Annotated in this window: 2 protein-coding genes; one reads left to right on the forward strand and one right to left on the reverse strand. The window is 71.5% G+C overall.

The window, feature by feature from the left end; translation table 11 throughout:
- A partial coding sequence (locus tag HMPREF3086_RS00005; RefSeq protein ID WP_371441626.1) for a sigma 54-interacting transcriptional regulator occupies positions 1-963 on the reverse strand: 963 nt, incomplete at its 3' end.
- 46 nt (positions 964-1,009) lie between these two features.
- Here HMPREF3086_RS00005 and HMPREF3086_RS00010 point away from each other — a divergent pair.
- Positions 1,010-1,426: a YccF domain-containing protein gene (locus HMPREF3086_RS00010; protein WP_070719645.1), complete on the forward strand. Its 417-nt coding sequence runs from the start codon at positions 1,010-1,012 to the stop codon at positions 1,424-1,426.
- The last annotated feature ends 54 nt before the right edge of the window (positions 1,427-1,480 follow it).

Consider the following 1,480-nt stretch of genomic DNA (forward strand, 5'->3'; position numbering starts at 1 on the left):
CCGGCGGGCCGCCGCGGCGACGGTCTCCGCGCCGGCGATGGCGAAACGCGCCGACACGCCCGAGGCCTGGTTGATCGAGTCGGAGGTGCGCAATTCGCGGGTGAAGCGGGCGAGCAGCTCCATGAGAGCGTCGGGCACCTCGGCGGTGAGTTCGGCCTCCTGCCGCACGACCTCGATCTCGTCGGCCAGATCGAGCGGGTAGTGGGTGCGGATCTCCGCGCCGAACCGGTCCTTGAGGGGGGGGATGATCCGCCCGCGGTTGGTGTAGTCCTCCGGGTTCGCCGACGCCACGACCAGCACGTCCAGCGGCAGGCGCAGCACATAACCGCGGATCTGGACGTCCCGCTCCTCCATGACGTTGAGCAGCGCCACCTGGATCCGCTCGGCCAGGTCGGGCAGCTCGTTGAGCGCCACGATCCCGCGGTTGGCGCGAGGTACGAGTCCGTAGTGGATGGTCTCCGGGTCGCCCAGGCGGCGGCCCTCCGCCACGCGCATGGGGTCGACGTCGCCGATCATATCGGCCACGGACGTGTCCGGGGTGGAGAGCTTCTCCACGTACCGCTCGGTGCGGTGGCGCCACTCGACGGGCAGCGCGTCGCCCTCGCGGGCGATCCGCTCGCGGGTCGGGTCGGTGATGGGGGCGAGCGGGTCCTCCCCCAGTTCGGAGCCGGCCACCACGGGAGACCACTCGTCGAGCAGCCCGACGAGGGTGCGCAGGAGTCGGGTCTTTCCCTGCCCTCGCTCACCGAGCAGCACGATGTCGTGCCCGGCGATGAGGGCGCGTTCGACCTGCGGGATCACGGTGGTGTCGAACCCGTGCATCCCGGGCCACGGGTCGCGCCCGGCGGCCAGGGCCGCGAGCAGGTTCTCGCGCAGCTCCTCGCGGAGGGTGCGGCTGGTGTAACCGGCGGCGCGCAGCTCGCCGAGGGTCCTGACGTCCGGCTTGTCGCTCACATCGCCCACCGTAACCCTGTGACGCGACTTCCGCTTCCGACCTACAGTGGCCGGTATGCGTTCCGTGCTGACCGTGATCCTCAACATCATCTGGCTGGCGACCGCGGGCGTGTGGTTGTTCCTGGGTTATGTGCTCGCCGGGATCCTGGCGTGCCTCCTCGTCATCACGATCCCGTTCGGGGTCGCGAGCTTCCGGATCGCCGCCTATGTCCTGTGGCCGTTCGGCCGCGAGGTCGTCGACCGGGGCCGGCCCGGTGGGGCGAGCACGGTCGGCAACGTCATCTGGTTCCTGGTGGCCGGACTGTGGCTGGCGATCGGCCACGTCGCCACGGCGCTCGCCCAGGCGGTGACGATCATCGGGCTGCCGCTGGCGTGGGCGAACCTCAAGCTCATCCCGGTGACGTGTTTCCCGTTCGGCAAGGAGATCGTGCGCTCCGACCGGGCGGCGATGGTGCCGGTCGCCTCTCGCTGACCACCCGCCCGGGCCTGCGGCGCCGTCCCCGGGCGGCGGCGGTCGCCGCGCCCG

The sequence above is a fragment of the Dietzia sp. HMSC21D01 genome, assembly GCF_001815995.1.
In the GTDB taxonomy this organism is placed as follows: domain Bacteria; phylum Actinomycetota; class Actinomycetes; order Mycobacteriales; family Mycobacteriaceae; genus Dietzia; species Dietzia cinnamea.

Bases quoted from the DNA above. Each gene is read 5' to 3' on its own strand.
- HMPREF3086_RS00010 (WP_070719645.1), top strand. From the start codon at position 1,010: ATGCGTTCCGTGCTGACCGTGATCCTCAACATCATCTGGCTGGCGACC.